General features: G+C 69.2%; 28 protein-coding genes. 12 read left to right on the top strand and 16 right to left on the bottom strand.

The genetic code is table 11. The features are described 5' to 3' along the window. The first annotated feature begins 53 nt into the window (after positions 1-53). The 9 genes from AC1DYP_RS14875 to AC1DYP_RS14835 all read left to right on the top strand — a co-directional run bounded on the left by AC1DYP_RS14875 (position 54) and on the right by AC1DYP_RS14835 (position 10,756). Positions 54-1,586 (top strand): replicative DNA helicase, encoded by a 1,533-nt coding sequence (locus AC1DYP_RS14875; protein ID WP_477046973.1) that lies wholly within the window; start codon positions 54-56, stop codon positions 1,584-1,586. Between the two features lie 69 nt (positions 1,587-1,655). Next, on the top strand, positions 1,656-2,348 hold the full coding sequence (locus AC1DYP_RS14870) for a MarC family protein (RefSeq protein WP_477046972.1): 693 nt from the start codon (positions 1,656-1,658) through the stop codon (positions 2,346-2,348). Between the two features lie 55 nt (positions 2,349-2,403). Beyond that, complete coding sequence (alr, locus tag AC1DYP_RS14865; protein WP_477046971.1) at positions 2,404-3,486, top strand: alanine racemase; 1,083 nt, start codon at positions 2,404-2,406, stop codon at positions 3,484-3,486. Positions 3,487-3,561: 75 nt separating this feature from the next. Next, a complete protein-coding gene (radA, locus tag AC1DYP_RS14860) occupies positions 3,562-4,944 on the top strand; it encodes a DNA repair protein RadA (protein ID WP_422182696.1) in 1,383 nt (460 codons plus the stop codon). After that, positions 4,941-5,564: a CvpA family protein gene (locus tag AC1DYP_RS14855; protein ID WP_477046970.1), complete on the top strand. Its 624-nt coding sequence runs from the start codon at positions 4,941-4,943 to the stop codon at positions 5,562-5,564. Before radA ends, AC1DYP_RS14855 begins: the two co-directional genes overlap by 4 nt. After that, positions 5,561-7,060, top strand: a complete 1,500-nt coding sequence (gene purF / locus AC1DYP_RS14850) for an amidophosphoribosyltransferase (protein ID WP_477032972.1) — start codon at positions 5,561-5,563, stop codon at positions 7,058-7,060. Before AC1DYP_RS14855 ends, purF begins: the two co-directional genes overlap by 4 nt. A gap of 126 nt (positions 7,061-7,186) precedes the next feature. After that, positions 7,187-8,170: a bile acid:sodium symporter family protein gene (locus AC1DYP_RS14845; RefSeq protein WP_477032973.1), complete on the top strand. Its 984-nt coding sequence runs from the start codon at positions 7,187-7,189 to the stop codon at positions 8,168-8,170. A 42-nt stretch (positions 8,171-8,212) separates the two neighbouring features. Then, complete coding sequence (locus tag AC1DYP_RS14840; protein WP_477046969.1) at positions 8,213-8,965, top strand: SDR family NAD(P)-dependent oxidoreductase; 753 nt, start codon at positions 8,213-8,215, stop codon at positions 8,963-8,965. Between the two features lie 297 nt (positions 8,966-9,262). After that, entirely contained in the window at positions 9,263-10,756 is a 1,494-nt protein-coding gene (locus tag AC1DYP_RS14835) for a methyl-accepting chemotaxis protein (RefSeq protein ID WP_477046968.1), read from the top strand. Here AC1DYP_RS14835 and AC1DYP_RS14830 read toward each other — a convergent pair. Further along, positions 10,753-11,322 (bottom strand): alpha-ketoglutarate-dependent dioxygenase AlkB, encoded by a 570-nt coding sequence (locus AC1DYP_RS14830; protein ID WP_477046967.1) that lies wholly within the window; start codon positions 11,320-11,322, stop codon positions 10,753-10,755. The two genes, AC1DYP_RS14835 and AC1DYP_RS14830, sit on opposite strands and share 4 nt — an antisense overlap. 81 nt (positions 11,323-11,403) lie before the next feature. On the opposite strand from AC1DYP_RS14830, the gene AC1DYP_RS14825 reads away from it, so the two are divergent. Further along, positions 11,404-12,327 carry an NAD(P)/FAD-dependent oxidoreductase gene (locus tag AC1DYP_RS14825; RefSeq protein WP_477046966.1) on the top strand — a complete coding sequence of 308 codons (924 nt, stop codon included), beginning with the start codon at positions 11,404-11,406 and terminating at the stop codon, positions 12,325-12,327. Here the strand turns inward: AC1DYP_RS14825 and der are convergent. The 14 genes from der to AC1DYP_RS14755 form a co-directional block, all read right to left on the bottom strand. Continuing rightward, positions 12,324-14,102 (bottom strand): ribosome biogenesis GTPase Der, encoded by a 1,779-nt coding sequence (der, locus tag AC1DYP_RS14820; protein ID WP_477046965.1) that lies wholly within the window; start codon positions 14,100-14,102, stop codon positions 12,324-12,326. The two genes, AC1DYP_RS14825 and der, sit on opposite strands and share 4 nt — an antisense overlap. Before the next feature lie 109 nt (positions 14,103-14,211). After that, complete coding sequence (locus AC1DYP_RS14815; protein WP_477032980.1) at positions 14,212-15,627, bottom strand: PQQ-like beta-propeller repeat protein; 1,416 nt, start codon at positions 15,625-15,627, stop codon at positions 14,212-14,214. An 11-nt stretch (positions 15,628-15,638) separates the two neighbouring features. Next, a complete protein-coding gene (locus tag AC1DYP_RS14810) occupies positions 15,639-16,409 on the bottom strand; it encodes a tetratricopeptide repeat protein (protein WP_477032981.1) in 771 nt (256 codons plus the stop codon). A 177-nt stretch (positions 16,410-16,586) separates the two neighbouring features. Beyond that, positions 16,587-17,414 (bottom strand): 3-methyl-2-oxobutanoate hydroxymethyltransferase, encoded by an 828-nt coding sequence (panB, locus tag AC1DYP_RS14805; RefSeq protein ID WP_477047021.1) that lies wholly within the window; start codon positions 17,412-17,414, stop codon positions 16,587-16,589. A gap of 79 nt (positions 17,415-17,493) precedes the next feature. Then, the gene (locus AC1DYP_RS14800) at positions 17,494-17,871 is read right to left on the bottom strand and encodes a hypothetical protein (protein WP_477032982.1); all 378 of its coding nucleotides are present in this window, start codon (positions 17,869-17,871) and stop codon (positions 17,494-17,496) included. Beyond that, positions 17,864-18,451 carry an RNA polymerase sigma factor gene (locus AC1DYP_RS14795; protein ID WP_477032983.1) on the bottom strand — a complete coding sequence of 196 codons (588 nt, stop codon included), beginning with the start codon at positions 18,449-18,451 and terminating at the stop codon, positions 17,864-17,866. Before AC1DYP_RS14795 ends, AC1DYP_RS14800 begins: the two co-directional genes overlap by 8 nt. A 29-nt stretch (positions 18,452-18,480) precedes the next feature. Continuing rightward, a complete protein-coding gene (locus AC1DYP_RS14790; protein WP_477032984.1) occupies positions 18,481-18,873 on the bottom strand; it encodes a DUF6249 domain-containing protein in 393 nt (130 codons plus the stop codon). Positions 18,874-19,028: 155 nt separating this feature from the next. Then, positions 19,029-19,328, bottom strand: a complete 300-nt coding sequence (locus AC1DYP_RS14785) for a hypothetical protein (RefSeq protein ID WP_477046964.1) — start codon at positions 19,326-19,328, stop codon at positions 19,029-19,031. After that, positions 19,325-19,840, bottom strand: coding sequence for an RNA polymerase sigma factor (locus tag AC1DYP_RS14780; protein ID WP_477032986.1), 516 nt, complete (start codon positions 19,838-19,840; stop codon positions 19,325-19,327). The genes AC1DYP_RS14785 and AC1DYP_RS14780 overlap by 4 nt, the downstream gene beginning before the upstream one ends. Beyond that, the gene (locus AC1DYP_RS14775) at positions 19,840-20,274 is read right to left on the bottom strand and encodes a hypothetical protein (RefSeq protein WP_477046963.1); all 435 of its coding nucleotides are present in this window, start codon (positions 20,272-20,274) and stop codon (positions 19,840-19,842) included. Before AC1DYP_RS14775 ends, AC1DYP_RS14780 begins: the two co-directional genes overlap by 1 nt. Before the next feature lie 26 nt (positions 20,275-20,300). After that, positions 20,301-20,492: a hypothetical protein gene (locus AC1DYP_RS14770; protein WP_477032988.1), complete on the bottom strand. Its 192-nt coding sequence runs from the start codon at positions 20,490-20,492 to the stop codon at positions 20,301-20,303. Positions 20,493-20,539: 47 nt separating this feature from the next. Continuing rightward, positions 20,540-21,199, bottom strand: coding sequence for an HAD-IA family hydrolase (locus AC1DYP_RS14765; protein ID WP_477046962.1), 660 nt, complete (start codon positions 21,197-21,199; stop codon positions 20,540-20,542). After that, the gene (locus AC1DYP_RS14760; protein ID WP_477032990.1) at positions 21,200-21,556 is read right to left on the bottom strand and encodes an ArsC family reductase; all 357 of its coding nucleotides are present in this window, start codon (positions 21,554-21,556) and stop codon (positions 21,200-21,202) included. A gap of 98 nt (positions 21,557-21,654) precedes the next feature. Then, the gene (locus tag AC1DYP_RS14755; RefSeq protein ID WP_477046961.1) at positions 21,655-22,101 is read right to left on the bottom strand and encodes a MarR family winged helix-turn-helix transcriptional regulator; all 447 of its coding nucleotides are present in this window, start codon (positions 22,099-22,101) and stop codon (positions 21,655-21,657) included. A 76-nt stretch (positions 22,102-22,177) separates the two neighbouring features. On the opposite strand from AC1DYP_RS14755, the gene AC1DYP_RS14750 reads away from it, so the two are divergent. Beyond that, on the top strand, positions 22,178-22,918 hold the full coding sequence (locus tag AC1DYP_RS14750; RefSeq protein ID WP_477046960.1) for a DUF899 domain-containing protein: 741 nt from the start codon (positions 22,178-22,180) through the stop codon (positions 22,916-22,918). A 9-nt stretch (positions 22,919-22,927) separates the two neighbouring features. Then, entirely contained in the window at positions 22,928-23,161 is a 234-nt protein-coding gene (locus tag AC1DYP_RS14745) for a hypothetical protein (protein WP_477046959.1), read from the top strand. Here AC1DYP_RS14745 and AC1DYP_RS14740 read toward each other — a convergent pair. Further along, positions 23,158-23,916, bottom strand: coding sequence for a FadR/GntR family transcriptional regulator (locus AC1DYP_RS14740; RefSeq protein ID WP_477046958.1), 759 nt, complete (start codon positions 23,914-23,916; stop codon positions 23,158-23,160). The two genes, AC1DYP_RS14745 and AC1DYP_RS14740, sit on opposite strands and share 4 nt — an antisense overlap. Positions 23,917-23,922: the final 6 nt, after the last annotated feature.

The raw sequence follows: 23,922 nt of genomic DNA, 5'->3' as shown, positions 1-23,922 counted from the left end.
CCCGTTCATCTGAAGCCTCACCCGTCGCTCCTGAGACCGGTTCGCGTTAACTTATGCCGATGTCCCTCGTACCAGCACTAGACCTCCGCCCACCCTCTTCGATGGGCGACATTGTCGTCTCCGTCGCGCCCCACAATCTGGAGGCCGAACAGGCGCTGCTGGGCGTGCTGCTGTACGACAACTCGGCCTATGAGCGCCTGACCGACAGCCTGCAGGGCCGCCACTTCTACGAGCCCTTCCACGCGCGCCTGTTCAGCTCGATCGAGACCCATATCCGCAAGGGCCAGCTGGCCGAGCCGATCCTGCTGGCCGACGAGTTCAAGCACGATCCGGCGTTCGAGGAACTGGGCGGCCTGCGCTACCTGGCCGACCTGGTCGACCGCGCCCCGCCCGCCGCCAATGTCGGCGACTACGCCCGCGCCGTGTTCGACCTGGCCCTGCGCCGCGACCTGATCCGCATCGGCGGCGAGATCGCCTCCACCGCCCACGGCGGGGTCGGCAAGGACGACGTCAAGCTGCCGGCCCGCGACCAGATCGAGCAGGCCGAACAGCAGCTCTACACCCTGGCCGAAAGCGGCGTGGCCAGCTCCGGCTTCGTCAGCTTCGGCGACGCCCTGCGCGGCGCGGTCGAGATGACCGCCGAGGCCTACAGCCGCGACGGCGGCATGTCGGGCCTGGCCAGCGACCTGATCGACCTGGACACAAAGATCGGCGGCCTGCACCCCTCCGACCTGATCGTGCTGGCCGGTCGTCCGTCGATGGGCAAGACCGCGCTCGCCACCAACATCGCCTTCAACGTGGCAAAGAAGTACGCCTGGGAGCCCCAGCCGGACGGCACAAAGAAGACCGTCAGCGGCGGCGTCGTGGCCTTCTACTCGCTGGAAATGAGCGCCGAGCAGCTGGCCCTGCGCATGCTGGCAGACGCCTCGGGCGTGTCGGGCGACAAGCTCCGCAAGGGCGAGATCGACGCCAGCGAGTTCGGCCGGGTGCGCGACGCGGCCATCGAGCTGCAGGAAGCCCCGCTCTATATCGACGCCACCGGCGGCATCTCGATCRCCAAGCTGACCGCCCGGGCCCGTCGCCTGAAGCGCCAGGTCGGCCTGGACCTGATCGTCGTCGACTACCTGCAGCTGGTCACCGGCTCGGACCTCGGCTCCAACGCCAACCGCGTGCAGGAAGTCTCGCAGATCACCATGGGCCTGAAGGCCTTGGCCAAGGAGCTGGCCTGCCCGGTCATCGCCCTGTCGCAGCTGTCGCGTCAGGTCGAGCAGCGCGAGGACAAGCGGCCTCAGCTGTCCGACCTTCGCGAATCCGGCTCGATCGAGCAGGACGCCGACATGGTCTGGTTCGTCTATCGCGAAAGCTACTATGTCGGCCGTTCGGAGCCGCGCGAAGGCACGCCCGAGCACCTGCAATGGCAGGAGGACATGGACCGCCTGCAGGGCCTGGCCGAGGTGATCATCGCCAAGCAGCGTCACGGTCCCATCGGCACCGTGCGCCTGTCGTTCAACAGCGACACCACCCGCTTCGGCAACCTGGCCCGCGACCACTACTTCCACCAGATGCGCAGCGGCGACGACGAGTAGCGGTCTTGGGTTTGACGCGGACGGCCGGTCTCGGCCACGGTGTCGAGACTCGCTGAACGAGGGCCGCGAATGGATTTCAACCCCCTGCCGACGTCCACGGTCGTCGGCGCGTTTCTGCTGGCCTTCCCGGCGCTGTTCTCGATCGTCAATCCGGTCGGGGCCTCGCTGATCTTCCATCAGGTGCTGGCCGACCGCACGGCGCACGAGCGCCACCGGCTGGCCTTCCGGATCGCGACCTACGCCCTGGCCATCCTGCTGGGGTCGCTGCTGCTGGGCGGCTACATCCTCAACTTCTTCGGCGTCAGCCTGGGCGCCCTGCGCGTGGCCGGCGGCCTGGTGGTGGCGATCCGCGCCTGGGGCCTGCTGATGCAGCCCGAGGCCCACGAGGACCGCAAGAGCGACGCGGCCTCCCCCGCCGAGCGCCGCACCGACGACATCGCCTTCTTTCCGCTGACCATGCCGTTCACGACCGGGCCCGGCTCGATCGCCGTGGCCATCGCCCTGTCCTCGCAGAGGCCGGCCGGCGGCCACACGGTGGTTCCGTTCTTCCTCGGCGCCAGCCTGGCCGCCCTGGTGGTCGCCTTGCTGATCTGGGGCCTCTATCGCGCGTCCGACCGGGTCATGGCCCTGCTGGGCGTGTCGGGCGCGCGGGTCATGTCGCGTCTGGTCGCCTTCCTGCTGCTCTGCATCGGGGTGCAGATCCTGGCCAGCGGATTGGAGAGCCTGGCGGGCGACTTCCTGGCGCGACACCCCCTGCACTGAAACAGCTCGCCATCCGCACTGGCTTTGCGCGGCGCGCTCGGCTACGTCCCGCCTCGTGACCGAAGCCAGCCTCCTGACCCTCGACCTCGACGCCCTGGCGTCCAACCACGCCGTGCTCAAGGCCGCCGCCGGCGGGGCCGAGATCGCGCCCGCCGTGAAGGCCGACGGCTACGGCCTGGGCGCGGCCGTCGTCGCCGGTTTCCTGTGGGACGATGGCGCACGCGCCTTCTACGTGGCCCGGCTGTCGGAAGGCCTGGCCCTGCGCCGGGCCTTGGGCGAGCGCAAGGCGACGATCTACGTCCTGGACGGCGTCACGCCGGGCTCGGCGCCCGCCCTCGAGGCGGCCAGGCTGACGCCGGTGCTCAACAGCCTGCCGCAGATCGAGGCCTGGAACAGCCACGCGCGCGGCCGCGTGCTGGACGCCGCCCTGCACATCGACACCGGCATGAACCGGCTGGGCCTGCGCCCGGAAGAGGCCGTGGTCCTGACCGGGGCGATGGACCGGCTGAAGTTCCTCAATATCACCCTGGTGATCAGCCACCTGGCCTGCGCCAGCGAGCCCGATCACCCGCTGAACGCCCGCCAACTTACCCGTTTCACCGAAGCCGCCGCGCTCTTCCCCAACGCTCGCCGCAGCCTCGCCAATTCGGGCGGCATCTTCCTGGGCGAGGCCTTCCGCTTCGATCAGTGCCGGCCTGGCATCAGCCTCTATGGCGGCGGTCCGCGCGACGTGCCCGACGCCCGGATCAAGGCGGTGGCGACGCTTGAGGCGCCGATCCTCCAGGCCCGGGTCGTGCCGCGCGGCGAAAGCATCGGCTACGGCGCGGCCTTCACCGCGCTGGACACCACCCGCGTCGCCATCCTGGCGGCCGGCTATGCCGACGGCGTGCCACGCGCCGCTCATCCGCGCGGCGCGGTGTGGTTCGACGGCGCCCTGCGGCCGATGCTGGGCCGGGTGTCGATGGACCTGATCGCCGTCGACATCACCGACTGCGACGCCGCCCGCCCGGGCGCGATGATGCAGATCATCGGCCCCGACCTGCCGGTGGACGACGCGGCGGCGGCGGCCGGCACCACGGCCTACGAGTTGCTGACCCGCATCGCGCCAAGGGCCCGACGCGTGGTCAAGGGCGGCTGAGAGACGGTGCGTCCGGCTTTGGCGCAGCGGGCGGCCAAGCTGTAGTCTCCAGTCATCTTCGAATCAGGAGCCCCCATGGCCCGTGACGGCGCCGTCTACGCCTGCCAGTCCTGCGGCGCGGTCACGACCAAGTGGTCGGGTCAGTGCTCGGCCTGCCAGAGCTGGAACAGCTTGGTCGAGGAGACCGGCGTCCGCGCGCCCGGCGCCCTGTCGGTCACCAAGGCCAGTCGAACGCGCGGCCTGCAGTTCACCGGCCTGGAAAGCGACACCCCCGCCCCGCCCCGGATCATCACCGGCGTCGACGAGTTCGACCGGGTCTGCGGCGGCGGCGTGGTGCCCGGCTCGGCGATCCTGATCGGCGGCGACCCGGGCGTCGGCAAATCCACCCTGCTGCTGGAGGTGGTCGCCAAGGCCAGCCTGAAGGGCGTCAACTGCGCCTACATCTCGGGCGAAGAGGCCGTGGCCCAGATCCGCGGCCGGGCCGAGCGCATGGGCTTCGCCCAGGCCCCGGTGAAACTGGCCGCCGAAAGCAGCCTGCGCGACATCCTCGACGGCCTGAAACGCGACAACTTCGATCTGGTGGTCATCGATTCGATCCAGACCATGTGGAGCGACGCCCACGAGGCCGGGCCCGGCACGGTCACCCAGGTCCGGGCCTGCGCCCAGGAGCTGGTGCGCCTGGCCAAGAAGAAGGGCGTGGCCATCCTGCTGGTCGGCCACGTCACCAAGGACGGCCAGATCGCCGGCCCGCGCGTGGTCGAGCACCTGGTCGACGCGGTGCTCAGCTTCGAGGGCGAGCGCGGCTATCCGTTCCGCATCCTGCGCGGCGCCAAGAACCGTTTCGGGGCCACCGATGAGATCGGGGTGTTCGAAATGGGCGATTCCGGCCTGCGCGAGGTCAAGAACCCCTCGGCCCTGTTCCTCAACGAGGGCGGCGAGCGGGCGGCGGGCGCGGCGGTGTTCGCCGGCATCGAGGGCTCGCGACCCGTCCTGGTCGAATTCCAGGCTCTGGTCGCTCCGTCCGCGTACGGAACGCCCAGACGCGCCGTGGTCGGATGGGATTCCGGACGCCTAGCCATGGTCTTGGCTGTGCTCGAATCGCGTTGCGGCCTTGGTTTTGGCAACAAGGACGTCTATCTGAACGTCGCTGGCGGCCTGCGGATCACCGAGCCGGCGGCGGACTTGGCGGCGGCGGCGGCCCTGGCCTCCTCGGCCCTCGACATCGCCCTGCCGCAGGACTGCGTCGTCTTCGGCGAGGTCAGCCTGTCCGGTGAAGTGCGGCCCGTGAGCCGTATGGAGACACGTTTGAAAGAGGCCGCGAAACTCGGCTTTGGCCGAGCTCTGGGACCGTTGTCGGGGCTTCCCGAAGGCGGCGGAGCCCTGCCTGTCGCCGGCGTGGCGCGACTGGCCGACGCGGTGCGCCGCATCGGCGACGAGATCTGGGGCCAGCTGACGTGACGCCTTTCGACATCATCTTCGGCCTGATCCTGCTGGTCTCGGCCCTGGTCGGCTTCGCGCGCGGCGCCTCGCGGGAACTGACCTCGGCCCTGTCGTTCATCGTCGCCGCCCTGCTGTCCCTGCTGGCCCTGCGGGTCACCGGCCCGCTGTTCCGGGGCATGATGGATCCGGACTGGGCGGCCACGGCGGCCGCCATCCTGGTCGCCTTCGTCATCATCTTCGTGCTGCTGCGCCTGGTCGGCGCCCAGATCACCAAGACCCTGCACGCCGACGGCGCCCTGGGCACGCTGGACCGCCTGATGGGTCTGGCGTTCGGCGTGCTGCGCGGCCTGGTGGTGCTGGGCGTGTTCAGCCTGGTGTTCCACATGGCCACCCCGCCCGACCGCGTCCCCGGCTGGATGTCGAAGTCGGCGCTGTATCCGCTGTCCAACGCCGCCGGCCGCGTGCTGAAGGTGTTCGCCCCCAAGGGCGCCGGCCTGGCCGGCAAGCTGGCCCCCGCCATTGAGGACGCCGTCCATGACGGCGCCAGCGACAAACCGTCCGAACGCAAGTCGGGCGATCCGGGTTATGATAAGGACCAGCGTCGCTCCGTCGACGAGCTGGTGGAGAAATCGCGATGACGTCCTTCGGCCAGTCGACCGACCGCTTCTCGTCCAAGCCTTGGCGTGATCCGGAAGACGACACCCTGCGCCTCGAATGCGGGGTCTTCGGCGTCTACGGCGTGCGCGACGCCGCCGCCGTCACCGCCCTGGGCCTGCACGCCCTGCAGCATCGCGGCCAGGAAGCCTGCGGCATCGCCGCCTTCGACGGCCAGCGCTTCCACACCGAACGCCACATGGGCCACGTGGGCGACGCCTTCACCGGCAACGACCTGGTCCAGCGCCTCCCCGGCGGCATGGCCATCGGCCACACCCGCTACTCCACGGCCGGCGGCAGCGGCATCCGCAACGTCCAGCCGATGTTCGCCGATCTCGAGACCGGCGGCGTGGCCATTGCCCACAACGGCAACCTGACCAACTTCCTGACCCTGCGCGAGCGCCTGGTCCAGGAGGGCGCGATCTTCCAGTCGACGTCGGACAGCGAGGTGATCCTCCACCTGATCGCCCGCTCGCGGAAGGCCCGCATCGTCGACCGCTTCATCGACGCCGTCGGCCAGATCGAGGGCGGCTACGCGATCGTGGCCATCACCAACAAGAAGATGATCGGCCTGCGCGACCCGCTGGGCATCCGCCCGCTGGTGCTGGGCGACCTGGACGGCCAGCCGATCCTGGCGTCCGAGACCTGCGCTCTGGACATGATCGGCGCCCGCTTCGTGCGCGACGTCGAGCACGGCGAAATGGTGGTGATCTCCGAGACCGGCGTGAAATCGCTACGTCCGTTCCAGAACGTCGCCGCCCGCCCCTGCGTGTTCGAATACGTCTACTTCGCCCGCCCCGACAGCGTCGTGAACGGCCGCTCGGTCTATGACGTGCGCAAGCGCATGGGCCAGCGCCTGGCCATCGAGACGGGCGTCGAGGCCGACGTCGTGGTGCCGGTTCCCGACAGCGGCGTGCCCGCCGCCATCGGCTTCGCCCAGCAGAGCGGCCTGCCCTTCGACCTGGGCATCATCCGCAACCACTATGTGGGCCGCACCTTCATCCAGCCGACCCAGGGCGTGCGCGAACTGGGCGTGCGCATGAAGCACAGCCCCAACCGCGCCGTGCTGGAAGGCAAGCGCGTGATCCTGATCGACGACTCGATCGTGCGCGGCACCACCTCGCTGAAGATCGTGCGCATGGTCCGCGAGGCCGGCGCCAAGGAGGTTCACCTCCGCTCGGCCAGCCCGCCGATCAAGTGGCCCGACTTCTACGGCATCGACATGCCCGAGCGCGACCAGTTGCTGGCGGCCAACAAGTCGCTGGAAGAGATGGCCAAGTTCCTGGAAGTCGACTCGCTGGGCTTCCTGTCGGTCGACGGCCTCTACCAGGCGCTGGAAGCCGGTCCCCGCGACCCGGCCCACCCGCAGTTCACCGACCACTACTTCACCGGCGACTATCCCACGCGTCTGACCGACCGCGAGATCGCCGAGGGCCGCAACGACCAGGCCGAGAAGCAGCTGTCGCTGCTGAGCGCCTAGCTCCGCCTCACAACCGCATCGTCCCCCGACTTGTTCGGGGGACCAAAGCTGCGCTAATCCAGATTTCCAGGCGGCTCGGCTTGGGTTCCCCGAAGATGTCGGGGAATGACGTATTGAGAGGCGCTAGTGGCCAATCCCGTTTCCACCCTCCTCGCCAAGCTGAAGATCGACGGCTACATCCTGGCCCTGTTCGGCATGGTCGTGCTGGCCTCGATCCTGCCAGTGCGCGGCGAGGCCGCGACGATCGTCGGCTGGGTGGTCAAGATCGCCATCGCCCTGCTGTTCTTCCTGCACGGCGCCAAGCTGTCGCGCGAGGCCGTGGTCGCGGGCCTGACCCACTGGCGCCTGCACCTGACGATCCTGGCCTTCACCTTCGTGCTGTTCCCGCTGCTGGGCCTGGGCATCAGCAAGTCAGGCGTGCTGTCGCCCACCCTGTCCAGCGGCATGCTGTTCCTGTGCTGCCTGCCGTCGACCGTCCAGTCGTCGATCGCCTTCACCTCGATCGGCCGGGGCAATGTCGCCGCCGCCGTCTGCGCGGCCTCGGCCTCCAATCTGCTCGGCATCTTCCTGACGCCGGTGCTGGTGGGCCTGCTGATGCACGCCCACGGCGACGTCGGCGGCTGGGACTCGATCAAATCGATCGTCATCCAGCTACTGGTGCCGTTCGTGGCCGGCCAGCTGGTGCGCCCCTGGGTCAAGGGCTGGATCGAGAAGCACAAGGCCCTGGTGGGCCAAGTCGATCGCGGCTCGATCCTGCTGGTGGTCTATTCGGCCTTCAGCGCCGCCGTGGTCGGCGGCATCTGGAAGATCGTCTCGATCCCGGAACTGGGCGTCCTGCTGGTCGCCTGCATGCTGCTGCTGGCCGTGGTCATGGCCGCCACGGTGTTCGGCGCGCGGGCCCTGGGCTTCTCCAAGCCCGACGAGGTGGCCATCGTGTTCTGCGGCTCCAAGAAGAGCCTGGCCACCGGCGTGCCGATGGCCGGCATCCTGTTCCCCGGCGCGACGGCCGGCATCCTCGTCCTGCCGCTGATGCTGTTCCACCAGATCCAGCTGATGGCCTGTTCGGTGATCGCCCAGCGCTACGGCGCGCGGCCCGCCGACGAGGCCTGATCGCCGGTTTCAATCGTCCGGCTTAGCCACTAGAACCCGCCCATGACTTCCGACTCCGAAAAGCCGCTGGCCGGCCGCATCGCCCTCGTCACCGGCGCCACCCGCGGCATCGGCGAGGCCATCGCCCTGGGCCTGGCCCGGGCCGGCGCCCACGTCATCGCCCTGGGCCGCACGCAAGGCGCCCTGGAAGCTCTGGACGACGCGATCTTCGCCGCGACCGACGAGCACGCCACCCTGGTCCCTCTGAACCTGCTGGAGCCCGACGGCCTGGATCAGCTGGGCGCGGCCCTGTACGAGCGGTTCGGCAAGCTGGACATCCTGGTCGGCGCCGCCGGCGTGCTGGGCGCCCTGACTCCGGTGGGCCACCTGGACCCCAAGGGCTGGGACATGATCATGGCCACCAACCTGACGGCCAACTGGCGGCTGATCCGGTCCATGGACCCGCTGCTGCGCCGCGCCGAGGCCGGTCGGGCCATCTTCCTGACCAGCAGCGTCGCCAAGACCCATCGCGCCTTCTGGGGCGGCTACGCGGCCTCCAAGGCCGGCCTGGAGGCCATCGTGGCCTGCTACGACGACGAGATGGAGAACACCACGGTGCGCGCCGTCTGCGTCGATCCGGGCGCCATGCGCACCCGCATGCGGGCCGGCGCCTTCCCAGGCGAGGACCCGCAGACCGTGCCCGCGCCCGACACCATCGTCCCGCTGATCGTCGACCTGGCCCGCCCCGACCGCGTGCCCCCCAAGGGCGTCGTGAAGTTCAAGGACCGCGGCCAGGAATCGGCCAGTGTCGGCTGATCCCCAGGGCGGCGATTTCTGATCGCCGTTAACTTATCGGACGCGCGGCGGGTCTCACGGCTCACCCGCCGAGGCAAAAGTCGACAATCCGACAAAATCTCGCAAAAACAGAGCCTTACGGCATGGAAGCCTGTCGAATCGTCAGGGCGCGAAATATCCCCTAGATTGAGTTGCGCCAAACTGCCGCATCGTCGCGCGTGGATCAGGGCGACAACGTTAACGCCTCCTCAACCCCGCCGACGCACGTTCACTCGTGCAGTGCGGCCCTCGATGCGGCCCCACCGGGGGAGTTCATCGATGTCGCTTTTCTCGCCAAAACGTCCTGATCAAAAGGCGGCTCAACGCCTCGCGGACCTGGAGGCCACCGTCGCCGCCATCGACCGTTCGCAGGCGATGATCGAGTTCCAGCTCGACGGCACGATCATCACCGCCAACAAGAACTTCCTCAGCACCGTGGGCTATTCGCTCGACGAGATCGTCGGCCGCCATCACGGCATGTTCGTCGACCCCGCCTACGGCCGCAGCGCCGAATACAAGGCCTTCTGGGCCAGCCTGGCGCGCGGCGAGTTCTTCTCCGACAAGTTCCAGCGGGTGGGCAAGGGCGGCAAGGACGTCTGGATCCAGGGCAACTACAACCCGATCTTCGACGCGGCCGGCAAGCCGCACAAGGTCATCAAGTTCGCCGTCGACATCACCCAGGTCGAACTCGAGCGGATCGCCAACGAAGCCCGCCGCAAGGCCGAGGAAGAACAGAGCGCCGTGGTCTGCTCGCTGGCCGGCTATCTGAAGCGCCTGGCCGGCGGCGACCTGACCGCCCGGATCACCGAGAACTTCGAAGGCCGCTTCCTTGCCATCAAGGAAGACTACAACGTCGCGGTCGACAGCCTGCGTTCGGCCATGAGCCAGATCGCCGGCTCGACCGACGGCCTGCGCGCCAGTTCCGATGAAATCGCCGCCGCCTCCGACGACCTGTCGCGCCGCACCGAGCAGCAGGCCGCCAGCCTCGAGGAAACGGCCGCCGCCCTCGACGAGATCACCGCCACGGTCCGCCGCAGCGCCGCCGGCGCCAAGGAAGCCTCGTCCGCCGCCTCCAGCGCGCGCGAAGAGGCCGCCCGTTCCGGCACGGTCGTACGCGACGCCGTCGCCGCGATGGGCGAGATCGAGCAGAGCTCGGGCCAGATCACCCAGATCATCGGCGTCATCGACGAGATCGCCTTCCAGACCAACCTTCTGGCCCTGAACGCCGGGGTCGAGGCGGCCCGGGCCGGCGACGCCGGCCGAGGCTTCGCGGTCGTCGCCCAGGAAGTCCGGGCCCTGGCCCAGCGCTCGGCCGAGGCGGCCAAGGAGATCAAGACCCTGATCGCCAGCAGCACCGCCCAGGTGGCGCGCGGCGTCCAGCTGGTCGGCGACACCGGCCAGGCCCTGAACGGCATCGTCGGCAAGGTCGCCGAGATCGACACCCTGATCTCCGAGATCGCCAAGTCCTCGCAGGAACAGGCCACCGGCCTCAACCAGGTCAACGCCGCCGTCAACCAGATGGACCAGGTGACCCAGCAGAACGCGGCCATGGTCGAACAGGCCACGGCCGCCGCCACCAACCTCAAGTCCGAATCCTCCGCCCTGGCCGGACTGGTGTCGCGCTTCGAGACGGGCGACGCCGCCCGTCGCCCCGCGGCGGCGCCCGCCGCCCGCCCCTATGCTGCGCAATCGCCCCGCCCGTCGGCCCGCCCCGTCCCCCAGATGCGTCCGGGATCCAGCGCCGCCGTCGCGACCGAATGGGAAGAGTTCTAGGCCAGGGTGCGGAAGGTCACGGAGTAGCGCAGCGTCTCGACCGGCGGGATGCTGTGCTCCCAGGCCGAACGGGCTTCGCCGGCCAGCCAATAGGCCGAGCGCGGCTCCAGCGTCAGGGACCGCCGTTCCCAGCCGGCCCCGTCCGGCCGCCGGAACCGCAGGACGCACGGCGACAGCAGCGAAACGCCGACCACCTCTCCGAACGCCGCCTTGTCGCGATGCCAACCGATCGGCGCGCCGGGCGGATATTCGTTGACCAGAGCGTGGACCAGGGCGTCCGGCGCCAAGCCCGCCAGATCGGCGGCCTTGCGCCGCAAGGGCTGTAGGAAATCGGGGATCGGCGGGCCGTGCCGCATCTCCTCGGCCGGACCGTCATAGCGCCGGCCGAAATAGGCCACCCGACGACGCGCGCTGTAGCCCCGCATCTCGAAGGCGCGAAGATCCAGGCGGCCCAACGCCTCCGCCAGCGCGGCCTCCTCGTCCGGATCGATCAGGTCGGGCCGATAGACGAAACCGGGCGGTCCCGGCGCCGGATCGTCGAACAGACTGGCTTGTCGTGGGCTCATGGTCGGCAAATGGGCCCGCCGACCTCCCCGTTCCAGTGCAACCCTTGGCGGACTGGCGCGTCTATCGGCGTCGGAGACCCCATGACGACCAGCCCGCCTGCCATCAGCCCCGATCACCTGGATGCGATCATTGTCGGCGCGGGTCCCGCTGGACTGACCGCCGCCCTCTACATGGGACGCTTCCGGCGGCGGGTGCTGGTCATCGACGGCGGCGACAGCCGCGCCGCCTGGATTCCGACCACCCACAACCATCCGGGCTTTCCGGACGGGGTGGCGGGGACGAAGCTGCTTGACCTGCAGAGGGAGCACGCCCTGCGTTACGGGGCGCGGATCCAAGCGGGAACGGTTCAGGCGCTTTCCATCGGGGACGACGGCTTCACCCTCGAGATCGACGGCGACCGCCTGCAGGCCGCGACCGTGCTGCTGGCCTGCGGAGTCGAGGACAACGCCCCGGCCCTGCCCGAGGTCGACGAATCCGTCCGCCGCACCCTGCTGCGGATCTGCCCGATCTGCGACGGCTTCGAGGTCACGGGCCAACGGGTCGGCGTGATCGGCCATGGCCCGCTGGGCGCCCGCGAGGCCCTGTTCCTGCGCACCTACGCCGACCAGCTCACCCTGATCCACGTCGCCGCGCCCGACGCCCTGCCCGCCGAGGAGCGCGCCCTGCTGGCGGAGGCCGGCGTGACGCTGATCGAGACGCCGATCGAAAGCGTCGAACTGCAACCCGACCGCCCGCGCGCCTTGTGCTTCTCGGGGACGGGACGCATGGAGTTCGACGCGCTCTACAGCGCCCTGGGCGTGACGCCGCGAACGGGTCTGGCCCTGACGGCCGGGGCGCGTCACGATGACCAGGGCCGGCTGGTGGTCGACGACCATCAGCAGACCTCGATTTCTGGGCTCTACGCGGCCGGCGACATGGTGCGCGGCCTCAACCAGATCACGACGGCGCAGGGCGAGGCCGCGATCGCGGCGACGGCGATGCACAATCGACTGAGGGGCGTCTAGCGCCCCTTAGGCGGCGCCTTGTTGCCGCGAACGGTGCGGGCGCCGGCCACGGGACGGCGTGGCGCGGTCTTGGAGCCCGCCGCCTTGCCGCCTGCCGCCTTGAAACCGACCTTGTAGCTGGGCGTGGTCGACTTCTTCTGCGCCCTGGGGCCTTGCTTCTTGACCGACTTGACCGCGCCCTTGCCGGGCTCGGCGGCGGGCGTCGCGGCGATCTCGGTCGGCTTGGGGGCCTTGGACGCCTTGGCCGCCTTCGAGACAGGCTTGCCGCCGCTCGGGGCGGGCACGGGCAGACCGGCGGCCACCGCGGCCGCCGCGGCGGCGGCTTCGGCCACGCGCACCGACTTCTTGACGGTGTTGCGCGATGCCCGAATGCGTTCGGCTTCGCGTTCACGCCGCTCGAACTCGCGCTTGCCCTTGCCCGAGTGGCCCTTGGCCTCGCCCTCGGCATAGGGGTTGGCGCCCGACTTCAGGGTGATGCGCAGCGGCACGCCCGGCAGGTCGAAGCTTTCACGCAGGCTATTGATCAGGTAGCGCCGATACTGCTCGGGCATCTGGTCGGCGCGGCTTGAGAATAGCACGAACGTCGGCGGACGGGCCTTGGTCTGGGCCATGTACTTGGGCTTGATCCGCTTGCCGCCGACGCTGGGCGGCGGGTGGCGCTGCATGGCCATCTGCAGCCAGTCGTTCAGGTCGCGGGTCTTGACCTTGGTCGACCAGTCCTTGTGGCTCTTGAGCACGGCCGGCATCAGACGCTCGACGCCCTTGCCGGTCTCGCCCGACAGCGCCACCACCGGCGTGCCGCGCAGCTGCGGCAGCATGCGCTCGGCGTGCTCGACGAAGCCCTTCAGGGTCGCGCCCGGATCCTCGACCAGGTCCCACTTGGCCAGCACGAAGACGACGCAGCGCCCTTCCCGCTCGGCCAGGTCGGCGATCTGCAGATCCTGGGTCTCGAAGGGGTGGGTGGCGTCCATCACCAGCAGCACCACCTCGGCGAAGGTGATCGAGCGGATGGTGTCACCGGTCGAGAGCTTCTCGAGCTTCTCGTTGACCTTGGCCTTCTTGCGCAGGCCGGCGGTGTCGACCAGCCGCACCTTGCGACCGCCCCAGTCCCAGTCGACCGAGATGGAGTCGCGGGTGATGCCGGCCTCGGGACCGGTCAACAGGCGCTGCTCGCCGATCAGGCGGTTGATCAGGGTCGACTTGCCGGCGTTGGGACGGCCGACGATGGCGATCTTGATCGGCTTGTCGTCGTCCAGCTCGTCGTGGTCGCTCTGCAGCTCTTCCGGCGCGATGGCGATCAGGGCCGCATAGAGCTCGGCCATGCCTTCGCCGTGCTCGCCGGAAATCTGGATCGGCTCGCCCAGGCCCAGGACGTTGGCCTCGGCCGCGCCGTGGTCGCCGGCCTTGCCCTCGGACTTGTTGGCGGCGACCAGCACCGGCTTGTTCCGCTTGCGCAGGATCTCGGCGAAGATCTTGTCCAGCGGCGTCAGGCCTTCGCGGGCGTCGAACACCAGCAGGGAGACGTCGGCCTCCTCGATCGCCAGCTCGGTCTGGGCGCGCATCCGCGCTTCCAGGCTCTCGTCGGTGACGTCCTCGAAGCCGGCGGTGTCGATCAGCTCCAGGTCCAGATCGCCCAGGCGACCATGGGCGAAGCGGCGGTCGCGGGTGACGCCGGGCTGGTCGTCGACCAGGGCCAGCTTGCGGCCGGCCAGACGGTTGAACAGGGTCGACTTGCCCACATTGGGGCGGCCGACGATGGCGAGTTTCAAAGGCATGGGCTGTGATTAGTCGATTTCGGGGACAAAAGCGACAAACCCGGACTGGTAAGGACCAGCCCGGGTTCGCGACGCTTGGATTGTGGGTCCGGGCGAGCCCGGGGAACGCCTAGCGGATGGCGATCAGATCGGCTTCGTCGGTGGCGACATAGACCGTGTCGCCCATGGCCATCGGCCCCAGCAGGACACGCTGGCCGAGCTTGAGGGTCTTCAGCGTCTCGCCGGTCTTGGGGTTCAGCGCGACGGCTTGGCCTTCGCTCGACACGGTGATCAGGCGGCCCGAGGCCAGGATCGGCGTCGACCACAGCAGCGGGTGCTTGGCGCGCTTCTTCTTCTGCTTCTTGCTCAGCTGGTCGGTGTTGTTGAGGTCGCGGATCCAATAGACCTGACCGGCTTCACGCGACACGCAGATGACTTGGCCGGCCTTGTCGACCACGAAGACCACGTCGCCGGCCGCCCAGGGGCTGGTGATGGCGGTGACCGGCAGGCTCCAGCGGGCCTGGCCCGTGCGCAGGTCGGTCGCGGCGAAGACGCCCGAATGGCTGACGGCGAAGACGTCGCCCTTGAAGATCACCGGGCGACCGGCGATGTCGCGGATTTCCGACAGGGCGTTGGTGCGGCTGGCGCGGCTGAGGGCCTCGCTCCACAGGTCGTTGCCGTTGGTGGCGCGCAGGGCGACCAGTTCGCCCGAGGCGAAGCCGGCCACGACCGTGTCGCCGCTGACCGCGGGGCTGGTGGCCCCCAGGATCCGGGCGGGCTCGATCAGGGCCTGATAGGTCCAGCCCGGCGCGCCGTCGGCGGCGTTGAAGGTCAGCAGTTCGTTGTCGGTGGAGATCGCGAACACCCGGCCGTCGGCGACGGTCGGCGCGGCGTGGATCGCCGTGCTGGTCTCCTGACGCCAGGCCTCGGCGCCGGTCGCGGCGTCAAGCTGGGCGACGAAACGGAAGCCCGACGCGACGTACAGCTTGCCGTTGGCGTAGGCGACGCCGCCGCCGAAGCCCGTGCGGTCGGCCGTGCTGCCGCCGATGCCCAGGAAGCCGTGCTTCTTGCCCGGAGCCTTGGCCGGACGCAGGTCCTTCTTCCAGATCGTCGAGCCGCTGCGGGCGTCGATGGCGCTGACGGTCGCTTCACCGTCCATGACGAAGATCTTGCCGTCGGCGGCCACCGGCGGCGCGGTGACGTGATAGCGGCGATTGGCCTTCTGGCCGAAGCCCTTGCGCCAGGCGACGTCGAAATTGGCGGCCGCGGCCACATGCTCGACCGATTGCTCGGCGTTGCCGCCCGGCAGCGGCCAGTCGGCCTGAACGGTGGGCTCGGGCAGGAAGAAGTCGACGCCCTTCAGCGCTTCGGCCTGCTCGACCTTCTGGTCGAAGGCGATGACCGAGATCCGCTGACCCTGGGTGGCCAGGGTCTTGTTGGCCTCCTTCTTGTCGAAGGGGTTGATCTTCGAGATCGTCGAACACCCGGCCACCGACACCGCGGCGGTCATCATCGCGGTGAGAAGCAGATAGCGCTTAGTCGTCATGGGGCGGCGGCTCATTGGGCGGTATTGGGGGCGGCAGCGGGGCCGACGTCGGCTTGCACGCCGGGCGGAAGCGCCAGCGCGGAGGGAGGCGGCAGGGCCATCGCCGCCTTGACCACGGCCGGCAGGTCCTTGGCGGAGCCTGAATCGATCATGGCCATGGCGGCGCGGGCGCGCTCGCGAATTTCGTCGGAGGAGTTGTCGAGCGAGCTGGACAGCACGAGGAAGTCGCCGCGCGCGCCGGCCAGGTCACCGGCCTGCAGCTTGGCGAAGGCCAGCGCTTCCTTCGCCTGCACGCGATAGGGACTCGTCTCGCCCATCAACGGATTAAGCCTCGCCTCGACTTCCTTGTAAGGAGCCGTGTCGAGGAGCGCCAAGGCGGAATTGAGGCCGGCTTCGTCCGCGAGCACCGGATTGGTCGCAAGCTTGGCCGCTTGGTCGAAATAAGCCACCGCTTCGGCGGTTTTGTTCTGTTCCAGACGCACGCCGCCCATCTGCATCAGGGCCAGGGCCTTGTAGGTGGGCGTGCCGGTCTTGGAGATCGCCTCGAACGCCGGGAAGGCCGTGACCGGACCCGTTTTCTGGGCGCTGGTCAGGGCCGCCTGGTAGGCCTCGGCGGCCTTGTCGGTCTGATTCTGCTGGTAGCTGGTCCAGCCCATCCAGCCGCCCGCGCCCAGAATCGCCACCGCGGCCAGCGCGCCCACCCAGGGCAGCGACTTCAGCGCGAGGGACTTGTAGCGGTCGGAGCGCAGCTGCTCTTCGACCTCGTCAAACACATCGACCACGAACGAGGCTCCGATAGGGGCGAAACAGCGCCCTGAGGCGGCGATACGGGATCACTCCAGAATCGACGCGCGAAATGAAAACCATGGCGAGCGAACCCACCGAGGCGGCGAACCTATAGCGTGTCTGGGCCAGCCGCAACGGGGCGGAACCGGTGCGCGCCCCAGTCTTTGGGTCTGCTAGCCCTTCTTCGCGTAGTACGTCTCGGCCTCGCCCGGGAAGGTGCGCGCCTTGACGTCGCGGGCGTAGTCGGCGGCGGCCCGCTCGATCTCGCCCTTCAGGTCGGCGTAGCGGCGCACGAACTTCGGGGTCCAGTCGAACAGGCCCAGCATATCGTCGACCACCAGCACCTGGCCGTCGCAGCCGGCCGAGGCGCCGATGCCGATGGTCGGAACCGAGATGGCCGCGGTCACTTCGCGCGCCAGGCCCTCGGCCACGCCTTCGACCACCACGGCGAAGGCCCCGGCCTCGGCGGTGGCGCGGGCTTCCTCCAGCACCTTCAGCCGGCCGGCCTCGTCCTTGCCCTTGGCCTTGAAGCCGCCGTCGACCAGCACCGCCTGGGGGCGCAGGCCGATGTGGCCCATGACCGGAATGCCGCGCTGCACGAGATAGGCGATGGTGGACGGCACGGTGGAGCCGCTCTCGACCTTCACGGCCTGGCAGCCCGTCTCCTTCATGATCCGCACGGCGTTGGCGTAGGCGTCTTCCGGCGCGCCCTCGTACGAGCCGAACGGCATGTCGACCACGACCATGGCCTTGCGCGAGCCGCGCATCACCGCCTGGCCGTGCAGGATCATCATCTCCATGGTCACGCCCACGGTGTTGGGCAGGCCGTGGACGACCATGCCCAGCGAGTCGCCGACCAGCAGCACGTCGCACGAGGGGTCCAGCGCCGCGGCGATCGGCGCGGTGTAGGCCGTCAGGCAGACGATGGGCTCGCCGCCCTTGCGCGCGGCGATGTCGGGAGCCGCCAGGCGGCGGACCTTCTCTTCACGATGGGCGGACAGGGCGAGCACTCCAGCGAAAAACGCGTGCCGTTTTCCGCCAGAACGTTCGGCGCCGCAACATGATCGTTGAAAACTTTGCCTAGACCTCGTCCATCAGCCGGGTGACGGCGAAGGCCAGGGCCAGGCCCGCCAGCCCGACCGCCAGCCAGATGGTCTCCGCGCCGCCCAGGGTGAACAGCTGGTCGTAGCGATGAGTGAGCTTGTCCAAACCCAGGTCCAGCTGACGCGCACTGTCATGCGACATCTCCGAGAACTCGCTGGAGAACCGGGCGCTGACCAGCTGGGCGGCGGCGGCGACCCCGGCCACGACGCCGGTGGCGCCGATCAGCACGCGGCGCAGCGCCCAGCCCCGATCAAGCTTGTTGGTCACCTGCTGCGCGAACAGCTCGGCGTCGCGAAACACTGGAGCCTGACCGTAGAGGCGCGTGAGTTGGGTTTCGAAATCCAGGTCAGCCACGGTTTTCCCTCCTCGCGGAGTCGTTCGGTGCGCTTTCGGACGGCGGGGCCATCCGGGCTCTGAGTTTATCCAGACCACGTTTGACATGGGATTTGACCGTCCCAAGGGGGATGTTCAAGACCTCGGCCGCCTCGGCGTGCGACCAGTCGGCCCCGTAGCAAAGCGACACGCAGAGCCGCTCGGCTTTCGACAGATGCTTGAGCGCTTCGTCCAGGTCCAGACGATCGGCCGTCGCGGCGGAACCGTCCGACGCGACCGGAGCCTCGTCCTCGGGGGCCTCGGTCAGCACGAAACGCGCCTCCCGCTTGACCTTCCGCAGATAGAGCCGCGCGGCGATCTTCTTGATCCAGCCCGCGAAGCTCCCCTCCCCGCGATAGTCGACGATCTGCTCGTAGCCGACCAGGAACGCGTCCTGGGCGATGTCGTCGGCCGTGGCCGGATCGGCCCCCAGCCGGCGCAGCAGTCCCCGCACGGCCGAGCCGTGGCGGCGCACCAGCTCGCCGAAGGCCCGCCGGTCGCCGGTCGCCGCCAGGGCGGCCAGTTCGACGTCGTGGCCTGTGGGTGGGCGTTCAGTGCCCATGAATTCGTCCCCTCTTCCCCGCGGTGCGCTTAAGCCTCGGGCGCGCGCTTGTTGGGGTTGAAGAAGCTGAGGATGACGAAGGCCAAGCCGATCATGCCGGGGATGGCGGCGCCGCTAACGGTGCCGAACATCGCATTATCGTTGATGCCGCCCAGCGCGACGCCGGTCAAAACAACGCCGCCGGAGGCCGCCAGCAGGATCACACCGATGCGCAGATCGCGGTGTGCCGACGACACCCTTCGCGGCCTCACATCCTTGGTCATCGCCTCGATCAGTTCGGGCGGCAGCGGCTGTCCCTTTTCGATGGCCGCTCGCACCGTTTTCTGCATCTCGCGTCGCTCGCGGATCCTCAGATAGTTGGGAACGATGACGATGGCGGCGATCATCGTGAACAGGCCCAGCGGAACCAGAATCTCTTCCATGTCAATTTCTCGCTTTCCCCGACAAGAGCGTGTTGCTTGCCGTTCTTGTAGGTAAGAGGCCTGGGCCGTGCCGTTTGGAGGCGCCGGGTCGGATGAAACTTTCGTAAGGCTACGCCTCTCGAAGGATTCGAACGATTCCCCGGGAAATCCAGCGCCTAGCGCCGCATCAGGATCTGTCCGCCCAGCAGGCTGACCGCCGCGGCCAGGGTCAGGATTCCGGCGGCGGGCAGCAGGGCCGGCGCCAAGGTCTGGACCGCCAGGTTCAGCACCGGCGCGCAGGCCCATAGCACCGCGCCGCCGGCGACGGCGGTCACGGCGGCCGAGGCCAGCTTCATCCGCAGCTCGCGCCGCGCCACGCCCTGCATCACCTCGGCGACGAACGCCGCGTCCACGGCCGGCCGCGCGGGGGCGGCGTCGGCGGACAGAAAAGCGGCCAAGCGGTCTTCGGGGGTCATGACGCGTCTCCCAGTACGGCCAACAATCTCTCACGTCCTCGGTTCACATGCGACTTCACGGTGCCCAGAGGCAGGTCCAGCACCTGCGCCGCCTCGCCGTGCGACCAACCTTGGCCGAGGCAGAGGGTGACGCAGGCCCGCTGATCCGGCGGCAGGTCGGCCAGCGCCGCCTCCAGCGCCATGCGATCGGCCGGGTCGACGTCGCGCGGGGCGTCCTCGGCCTGGTCTTCGCTCCAGGCCTGGTCGCGACGCGCGGCCCGCCGGGCGGCGCGGCCGTGGTCCAGGGCCTTGCGCCAGGCGATCCCGAACAGCCAGGCGCGAAAACCCTCGTCCTCGCGCAGCCGGCCAAGGCTGGACCAGGCCGCCAGGAAGGCCTCCTGGGCGATGTCGTCGGCGTCGCCGAAGCCGCTCTTGCGCAGGAACCCGCGCAGGGCCCGCTCGTGCGTCGCCACGAGCCGGGCGAAGGCGGATTGAGATCCGTTTCGCGCGGCTCGAACGAGCGGTCCGTCCATCAGACCCGCGGCCCTCGGTCCACCAGGATCGCCACCGCCGACGCCACGGTCAGCGCGCCCATCACGAAGGCCACGATGATGAAGGCGGGCCCGGCTTGATAGAGGTCGGTCACCGACGCGAAGGTGAAGCCGGCGCAAAGGCATCCGAACAGCGCGACCCGCGACCAGGTGTGCTGGTGGCGATAGCGTCGACGATGGCGGCGACGCGAACGTTCGTCCTCGTCCGCCTCCGCGAACTCGTCGCCGTCGTTCCAGCGCTTGCTGAGCTTGGCCAGCAGTTCCGGCGGCGGCTCGCGCCCGGCCTGGGCGTAGGTCTTGATCAGGTCCAGGGTGTCGCGGTTGGCCCTGTAGGACAGCCAGCTCTGATAGGCGCCGAACACGAACCAGCTCAGCGGAAAGATCAGCCACCAGAACTGTCGAAACATCTCTTCCATGGTCCAGGTCTCCAGGATGCTTCGGATCAGCAGGCGTCGTGGGCGCGCAGGCGCGCCACGAGCGCCGCGGGCGGTTCGCGGCCGGCCTCGGCATAGGACTTCAGCACGTCCAGGGCGTCGCGGCGGGCGCGATAGGCCAGCCAGGTCTGGAAGGCGCCGACCATCATCCAGCTCAGGGGGAACACCAGCCACCAATAAGAGCGGAACAGCTCTTCCATCGGTCTCATCTCCAGATCGACGCGACCCTTCGCGCCGTTTCTGAAGACTAGTCGGCGCCGACCCCGTGGTTGGATGCGGCGACCCGCGAAATAATTTCGTCCATGGCCGCGAACATCATGGTCGGGCTGTGGTCGGCCAGAGCGCGGCGGGTGGCGTAGCCCCATTCGACGGCCCCGCAGGCCAGCCCCGCCTCGCGCGCGGCCTCGATGTCGCGGGTCTCGTCGCCGATGCACAGCACCCGGTCCTTGGGGATGCGCGCGGCCTTGACCACGGCCTTGAACTTGGAGGCCTTGCCGAAGATCGCCGCGCCGCAGCCGTAGTGGTCGACCAGGCCCGCCAGCTCGGCGCCCAGGATCGAGCGGATCGTCGCCTCGGAATTGGAGCTGACGATCGCCAGCCGCAGCCCCGCCGCCGACAGGCCGCGCAGCAGGTCGCTGGTGCCGGCGAACAGCGGGATCGCGTGGGCCTCGGCGGCCATCATCTTCTTGCCGTGGGCCGCGACCAGCGGGACCTTCCACAGCGGCAGTCCCAGATAGGCGATGATCTCGCGGCTGGACCGACCGCGCAGCATGGCGATCTCGTCCTCGGTCACGGCCTTGAACTTGAAGCGTTCGGCGAGCGGCCGCACGGCGCGGATGGCCCAGGCCGTGCTGTCGGCCAGCGTACCGTCGAAGTCGAAGATGACCAGATCGATCTGGGCGTCCATTCAGCCCCCCGAACCCATGACTCGACCATACACGTCAGGCTTGAATCCGACCAGCAGTTGATCGCCCGTTGCGAGAACCGGCCGCTTGATCATGGAGGGATTGGCCAGCATCAGGTCGATGGCCTTGGCCTGGTCGATCCCCTGCTTGTCGGCGTCCGGCAGCTTGCGGAAGGTCGTGCCGGCCTTGTTGAGCAGGACTTCCCAGCCCACGGCCTTGCTCCAGGCCTCCAGGCGCGGCCGGTCGATGCCCACGGTCTTGTAGTCGTGGAAGGCGTAGGCGACCCCATGACCGTCGAGCCAGTCCCGCGCCTTCTTCATCGTGTCGCAGGCCTTGATGCCGTAGATCGTGGTCGTCACGCCTGATTGCTCCGTGCGCGTCAGATTCTCGAGTCTGACAGCCTAGAGATCGTGCGCCATCGGGCAAAACGGAAAAAGACCGGGGAAACGCCCCGAGGTCAGGCCAGGGCCAGCAGGCCTGCTCGCAGGGCGACGCCGCCGCCATCCGGCAGCCCGGCCTCGACGTCCGCGTGGGTCTGCGTCCAGACCGGCAGGGCCCGCGCCAGCAGCGCCATGCCGGTCGGCGTGAGAGCCAGGCGCCGGCTGCGGCGGTCGCCGGGATCGACGCTGACCGTCAGCAGGCCGCGCCGCTCCAGCGGCTTGAGATTGGCGGTCAGGGTCGTGCGGTCCATGGCCAGCAGGCCGGCCACCGAACCGATGGTCGGCGGCTCGGGCCGGTTCAGCGACATCAGCAGCGAGAACTGGCCGCTGGTGATGTCGAACCGCTTCAGGGCCACGTCGAACCGCCGCGCCAGGGCCCGCGCCGCGCGCTGGGCGTGGAGGCACAGGCAGGTGTCCTTCACATGGAGGGTGGCGGCGAACGGGACCTGCAGCGGCTTTGACACGCTCCTTTTATGTTGATATCAACGTTATCTGTCAAGGCCGAGCGGCTGGACGGGCTCACGAACAGGGAGAAGGACGATGGCGAACCCCAAGGTCGCGTCGCGTGAGGAATGGCTGCAAGCGCGCAAGGCGCTGCTGATCCATGAGAAGGAAGAAACCCAGCTGCGCGATCGCAACGCCGCCGAGCGGCTGGCCCTGCCCCGGGTCAAGGTCGACAAGACCTACACATTCGACACCGCCGCCGGCCGCAAGACCCTGGCCGAGCTGTTCGACGGCCGCGGCCAGCTGGTGGTCTACCACTTCATGCTGCCGCCCGAATGGGACGCCGGCTGCCCGGGCTGCTCGTTCCTGGCCGACCACCTGGACGGAACCCTGCCCCACCTGAACCATCACGACGTGACCCTTATCGCCGTCGCGCGCGCGCCGCTGGACAAGATCGCCGCCTACAAGGCCCGGATGGGCTGGAAATTCCCGTGGGTCTCGTCGTTCGAGAGCGATTTCAACTACGACTTCGGCGTGTCGTTCACGCCGGAAATGGTCGCGGCCGGCGCGACCTACAATTTCGAGCCCGTCGGCGAGGACGCCGGCGAATCACCGGGCATGAGCTCGTTCTACAAGGACGAGACCGGCCAGATCTTCCATACCTATTCCAGCTACGGTCGCGGCGGCGAGGAGCTGATCGGGACCTACATGATCCTCGACCGCGCGCCCCTGGGCCGCAACGAAACCGGCAATATGGGCGACTGGATGCGCCGTCACGACGAATACGAGGACGCCGCCCCCGCCAAGGCCTGCCACGCGCAAGCCGTTCCGGCCTAGGCGTCCGCCATGCTGTGCTGCGCGCTGGGACTGCTGGCCTTGTTGACCGGAGCCTCGGCGCGCGGCCTGCGGGCCCTTCTCGGCGCGTGGCCGGTGGCGATCGTCGCCGGCGGCTCGGCCACCGCCCTGGCCGTCCTGATCCCGCACCACCTGGAGCACTACCGCCAGCGCGCCTTGGCCCACGACCGCACGATGCTGGCCGAGATCGTCGCCGCGCCGCTGTGCTCGGGCGGGCCTTCCTAGACGCCGGCCCGGCGCGCCACCTCGCGGCGGCGGGCCTGGATCTTGGCCTTGGCCTCCTCCAGCGCGTCGGCCTCGGCCACGGCCATCAGGTTCTCGATCACCCGGCCCAGGTGCTCGCGCATCGCCGTGCGCGCGACGGCGGGATCGCGGGCCTTCAGCGCGTCCAGGATCTCCTGGTGGTCGTTGACGAGGGGCTTGTCCCTCACCCGCCCCGCCCGCTCAAGCAGGTCGCGACAAGTCGGCTGGTAGCGCAGGTCCCACAGGTTCTCGACCATGGCCACCAGCACGCCGTTGCGACTGGCCTTGGCGATGGCGACGTGGAAGCGCCGGTCGGCCAGGTCCGCCAGCGCCCCGAAGTCATGCTCCTCGGCCATGTCGTGCAGGATGACCGTCAGCTCGTCGAGCTGCTCGTCTGTCATCACCGCCGCGGCCAGGGCGCAGGCGTCGCCCTCGATCAGACGCCGGGCCTCGACCAGCTCGAACGCGCTGACCTCCAGCTGGGGCGCCGACACTTCGGGACGCGGAGCGTCGGCGACATAGACCCCCGCCCCATGCCGCGCCTCGACCAGGCCGCGCGCCTCCAGGACGATCATCGCCTCGCGGATGGTCGGCCGGCTGACCTTGTAGTCGTCGGCCAGGTCGCGCTCGGAAGGCAGGCGCTTGCCAGTCGCCCAGCGCCCGTCGCGGATCGAGGCCGCGATCAGGTTGGCGATGTGCTGGCGCAGCTTTCTCGAGTCGGCGACGGGCTCGGTCACGGCGGG

It is taken from the genome of Caulobacter sp. P1_D6, assembly GCF_056406095.1.
This window is presented reverse-complemented; position numbering and strand designations above follow the sequence as displayed.